Genomic DNA, 4,955 nt, shown 5'->3' on the forward strand with positions numbered 1-4,955 from the left:
CGAACCCAGTGAGCTGAGATTGACCAGTTGCCCAACTCGGCCTGCACACAAGCGCATGAATAGTCTGAAGCTGGACAGGTTACGTATCTCACCCAGCCGACGCACGTCGCGCTCGATATAGGTCTCAAAGTAGTCGCCGAGCGCTTGTCGTGGTTCTAGTCCTTGATCGAGAATCCTGGGGTAGAATCCAGAATAGATCACGTCGCCCATCGCATTGCTGGCCCCTATGCGCTGACGTTCTGCAAGAGAAAATGGGAGTAGGCGAAGCAACGCTGTCCGGCCAGCTAGAGATTGGCTGATGGCTTCCGAGAGCCTGAACTGCTCGCTGCCGGTAAGAACGAACAGACCATTGCGGCCCAGTTCGTCAGCAAGAACCTGTAAGTATGACATGAGCTGAGGAACGTACTGTACCTCGTCAATGATGGCTCCCTCACCGAGCTGCGCCAGAAAGCCACGCGGGTCGGATTCAGCGAAGTCCCGCTGGTCGGGAGCTTCCAGGTTGACGTAGTGCAGATTTGGAAAGGCTGCGCGGCAGAGAGTTGTCTTGCCGGACTGACGTGGACCGGTCACTGTCACAAAAGGGTACTGCTCAAACAGAGCGGTAAGTCGGCCTGTTATTTCACGCTCGATCATGGTCGACAAGTTAGCAAGATGCTGCACAATCTGCAAGTACTACTTTCAATTTGTGCAGATGCTAGTCTGAACTGACTGTGTTCACCGGCTTCGTCATTCCAGGAAAGGCCGGAATCCAAGGGTGGTGGTGGCAGCTTTCGCGGGGCCCGCTGACACCCGCATGGGCGGTTCGCGAACCGCCCCTACCAGTCTGGGACAGCTTTACATGTCAGGAGCTGTACCGGTTTTACAGGATGGCTCAATGGTTCTTCGACAAGCTCAGGACGAACGAATGTGGGCGAGACGCCCGCGCTCCGGTAAGTAGTGAAACAGCCGCCCCTACGAGTCTGGTACAGCTTCACCTGTCAGGTTGCTGTGGCATCCCGGCTGCTTCGGGGATATAGTGATTGGGAGGGGTGTTTAGAGATATGGAGCGGGACCGGATGGAGTCAGGCTCGGGCAGGGCCACCGTTGGAAGGGCGGCTGCGTCGTTCCGGCCATACACGTGGCAGGTTATCGGAGTGGTGCTGCTGATCCTGGTGACTGCCGGCCTGGGCGTCGTCAACCCGCTTCTGATTCGGTCGGTCTTCGACGACGCGCTCTTCCCTGCGGGCGGCGTCGATTTGCGGATGCTGTGGATACTGTCCGGCATCATGACTGCCGCCACGGTCGTCAGCGGAGGCCTGGGCATCCTCCAGACGTACCTGACCAACGAGGTCGGTCAGCGCGTGATGCGCGACCTGCGGGACAGACTATACTCGCACCTTCAACGACAGTCGCTAGGCTTCTTCACCGGCACTCGTACCGGGGAGATACAGTCGCGTATCGCCAACGACGTCGGCGGCGTGCAGAACGTCGTTACCAACACGCTCTCCAGCGTGCTGTCCAACACGGTCATATTCATCAGCACGCTCGTGGCCATGCTGATCCTGTCGTGGGAGCTGACGGTCGTGTCCGTCATCGCCATCCCGGTGTTCGTGGTCATATCGAGGTTCGTGGGAGAGCGCAGGCGGCGCATTACGGAACAATCACAGGAGGCCGCCGCCGAGGTCACCGCAATCACCCAGGAGACGCTATCGATCTCCGGCATCATGCTCGCCAAGCTGTTCGGGAGGCAGAACCAGGAGATCGAACGCTTCCACAACGAGAACGAACGCATGGCCGACCTCGCCGTCAGGCGTCAGATGACCGGCCAGTCGTTCTTCACGGTGATGCAGATATTCTTCTCGCTCGCGCCGGTGGTCGTTTACCTGATCTCGGGTTATCTCATAGCGGGCACGACGACCCCGGACATCAGCCCCGGCACCATCGTCGCATTCACCACGCTCCAGTTCAGGTTGTACTTCCCGATAGTCAACCTGATGGAGGTGTCCGTAGAGCTGCAGGCTTCGACCGCGCTGTTCGAGCGCATCTTCCGATACCTCGACATCAGGCCCGACATCGAGGACCGTCCCGACGCCGTCGATATGGCCCCGCGCGACGTTCGCGGTCGCTTGACGTTCGACTCGGTCAAGCTGACGTACAACCCCGAGCACGGCGAGCAGACCACCGACGACGGTCACCGCCGCTGGGCGCTGGATGACGTGGACTTCGAGGTGCAGGCGGGCCAGCTTGCGGCGTTCGTCGGTCCGAGCGGCGCGGGCAAGTCCACGATCTCGTACCTGATCCCGCGACTGTACGATCCCACTGAGGGCTCGGTGAAGATCGACGGCATGGACATCCGCGACATCAAGCTGGACTCGCTCGCCGGAATGATCGGGTACGTGACGCAGGAGAGCTACCTGTTCCACGCCAGTCTCAGGAGCAACCTGCTGTACGCCAGGCCGGACGCCACCCAGTCCGAGATCGAGGCCGCAGCCAGGGCGGCGTACATCCACGACTGGATAGAGACGCTCCCGGACGGCTACGACACGGTTGTCGGAGAGCGCGGCTACCGGCTGTCAGGCGGAGAGCGCCAGCGGCTCGCGATAGCCCGCGTGATCCTGCACGACCCGCGCATCCTGATTCTCGACGAGGCCACATCCGCGCTGGATACGACCAGCGAGCGACACGTCCAGATGGCGCTGGAGCCGCTGATGCGCGACCGCACGACAATCGCCATAGCGCACCGGCTGTCGACGATCATGTCCGCCGACATGATCTACGTCGTCGACGAAGGCCGGATCATCGAGTACGGCACCCACCACGAGCTGCTCGAACGATGCGGACTCTACGCCGAGCTGTACAACGAGCAGTTCCAGGGCGGCCTCGTCGAGTCCCTCTGCGAAGACGGTATAGTCCTCACGGACGGCCGCGTAATGACGCATGACGGCGTCCTCGTAGGCGCCGACTGACGCCCTGCTGGTAGGCATCTCTGTTGGCTGAACCCCGCTTCTTCTATGGTTGGTACATCGTCGTGTGCTGTTTCATCAGCCAGGGTGTACGCGCGGGACTGGGAAACCAGACATTTGGCTTCTTCATCAAGCCGCTGACTGAGGAACTCGGCTGGTCGCGCGCGGTGCTGACCGGCGCCCTGATGACTCAGAACATCGTGGGCGCGATGATCTCGCCGCTGATTGGCTTCTGTATAGACCGCTATGGACCTCGTCTGCTGATGGCAGGAGGCGCCCTCTGCATGGGAGCCTCGATGATTCTCCTGTCTCAGACCCGGCACCTGTGGCAGTTCGTGCTGTTTCTCGGCGTCCTCGGCACGCTCGGTTTCGCCGGGCTGGCCTACAGCGTCACAAGTCCGACGATAGCCAAGTGGTTCGTTCGCAGGCGAGGACGAGCGGCCGGAATCGCCACCGGTGGGCTGAATATCGGAGTGGCGGCCTTCACCCCGCTCATCGTCTTCCTGATCGATCAATACGGCTGGCGCTCGGCCTGGCTCTACCTGGGACTGCTGCCGCCGCTGCTTGTGATTCCCCCGGCACGGAAGATATGGGCCTGCTTCCTGACGGCGACACCACTTCGGCAGAGCCATCGTCACAGTCAGACTCAGTCCAGCAGGATACCGAAGACCACACCAGCGAGGTGAGCTGGACAGTCCAGGAGGCATTTCGCAGCAGAGCGCTTTGGCTCCTGTTCGTAACTGAGTTGGTTTACGGCGCGGCTCAGGGATCGGTAATCATCCACAGGACTCCGTTCCTGATCGACCTGGGCTTTTCCAGCGCGACGGCTGGCGTCAGTCTGGTCATCCACAGCTTCGCGGCCCTGAGTGGAAAGCTGGTCTGGGGGTACCTGGCCGATCGCGTGGAGATCCGCCTGCTGCTGGTCCTGGTGCTCTTGGGAAGTGCCGCTTCGCTCTCAGCGCTGTTCTTTGTGGGCAGTCCAATGATGCTGTACCTGGGATTCGCGTTGCCGTATGGACTGACGGCCGGAAGCCTGACAGTCCTGGGACCTCTCATCTGGGCTCGCTACTTCGGCCGCCGACACCTGGGCTCCATTCAGGGTCTTATGGGACCGATCGGTCTGCTCCCAGGACTACTCGGCCCGATGTTCGCCGCATTCGTTTACGATGCAACGGGCAGCTACGAGTTCGCCTTCGCGTGCTTCGCGGGGCTGTTCGCGATTGGTGCAATCATGATGTGGTGGGTACGGCGTCCCGTGGCAAGCTCATGACACGCTCAGAAATGATCATGTCCTCAGGCAGAGGACTCACGTTCATGTATCGAGTCGGCGGCATCGCCGTGCACGATGGACGCCTGCTTGTCGAGCAAGACGTGAGACACGGCTTCTGCTTCGTCCCCGGCGGTCGAGTCGAATACGGCGAGAACGCCGTCGAGGCGCTGGCTAGAGAGTTAAACGAAGAGCTTGGCGAGGAGGCGACGATCGGTCGCCTCGTACTCGTCGCAGACAACCTGTTCCAGCTCGACGGCAACTGGTTCCAGGAGGTCTCCCTCTACTTCCTGGTAGAATTTGCCCCCGGCTCAATGGTCTTCGACCGGGACGGTACCTTCGAGGGTGGCGAGTCCGGGACCGTGTTCCAGTGGATCCCTCTGGCTGAGGTCGAACAGGCCAACCTGCTCCCACCCTTTCTCCGCCAGCACGTGAGAGACCTTCCTGAATCGACGGAGTACATAACCCACGCCGAGCCCGGTTTCCTCAACTGACCTACCCTTAGCCAGGACGTGGGAATTGACTCTCACTAGGTACCGAATGGGTTCCCCACGCACTCGGTTTGGGAATATCTGGACACTGGCGCACACCTAATGGCCCACAATGGCGTCCTCGTCGCTCCCAGATCCGACTGATTCAAGAGGCCGTATAAGCCTAGCAGGCTGCGGAAGAAGGGGTTTCAGGGCGGCGTAGTGAGCGTGGCGGTCGCGTAGGAGCGCTCATTCGGACGATTTTCAGGCTCGTCA

The 4,955-nt window shown here is 60.7% G+C and carries 5 protein-coding genes; 4 read left to right on the forward strand and 1 reads right to left on the reverse strand.

The annotated features are described in order from the left end of the window. Positions 1–633, reverse strand: a 633-nt coding sequence (locus J4G14_14985; protein MCE2459094.1) for an ATP-binding protein, incomplete at its 3' end; no start/stop codon positions are given. Between the two features lie 422 nt (positions 634–1,055). Between J4G14_14985 and J4G14_14990 the strand changes: the two genes are divergently transcribed. The 4 genes from J4G14_14990 to J4G14_15005 are packed head-to-tail and all read left to right on the forward strand — an operon-like array spanning position 1,056 to position 4,703. Beyond that, on the forward strand, positions 1,056–2,945 hold the full coding sequence (locus J4G14_14990; protein ID MCE2459095.1) for an ABC transporter ATP-binding protein: 1,890 nt from the start codon (positions 1,056–1,058) through the stop codon (positions 2,943–2,945). Positions 2,946–2,968: 23 nt separating this feature from the next. Continuing rightward, positions 2,969–3,628, forward strand: a complete 660-nt coding sequence (locus J4G14_14995) for an MFS transporter (GenBank protein MCE2459096.1) — start codon at positions 2,969–2,971, stop codon at positions 3,626–3,628. Further along, a complete protein-coding gene (locus tag J4G14_15000; GenBank protein ID MCE2459097.1) occupies positions 3,532–4,212 on the forward strand; it encodes an MFS transporter in 681 nt (226 codons plus the stop codon). The genes J4G14_14995 and J4G14_15000 overlap by 97 nt, the downstream gene beginning before the upstream one ends. Further along, positions 4,209–4,703 carry an NUDIX domain-containing protein gene (locus tag J4G14_15005; protein MCE2459098.1) on the forward strand — a complete coding sequence of 165 codons (495 nt, stop codon included), beginning with the start codon at positions 4,209–4,211 and terminating at the stop codon, positions 4,701–4,703. Before J4G14_15000 ends, J4G14_15005 begins: the two co-directional genes overlap by 4 nt. The last annotated feature ends 252 nt before the right edge of the window (positions 4,704–4,955 follow it).

The sequence above is a fragment of the Dehalococcoidia bacterium genome, from assembly GCA_021295915.1.
Lineage (GTDB): Bacteria > Chloroflexota > Dehalococcoidia > Lucifugimonadales > UBA1123 > VXRN01.

Excerpts from the sequence above, each read along its gene's own strand:
- J4G14_14990 (MCE2459095.1), top strand. The coding sequence starts at position 1,056 with ATGGAGTCAGGCTCGGGCAGGGCCACCGTTGGAAGGGCGGCTGCGTCG.
- J4G14_15000 (MCE2459097.1), top strand. The coding sequence starts at position 3,532 with ATGGGCCTGCTTCCTGACGGCGACACCACTTCGGCAGAGCCATCGTCA.
- J4G14_15005 (MCE2459098.1), top strand. The coding sequence starts at position 4,209 with ATGACACGCTCAGAAATGATCATGTCCTCAGGCAGAGGACTCACGTTC.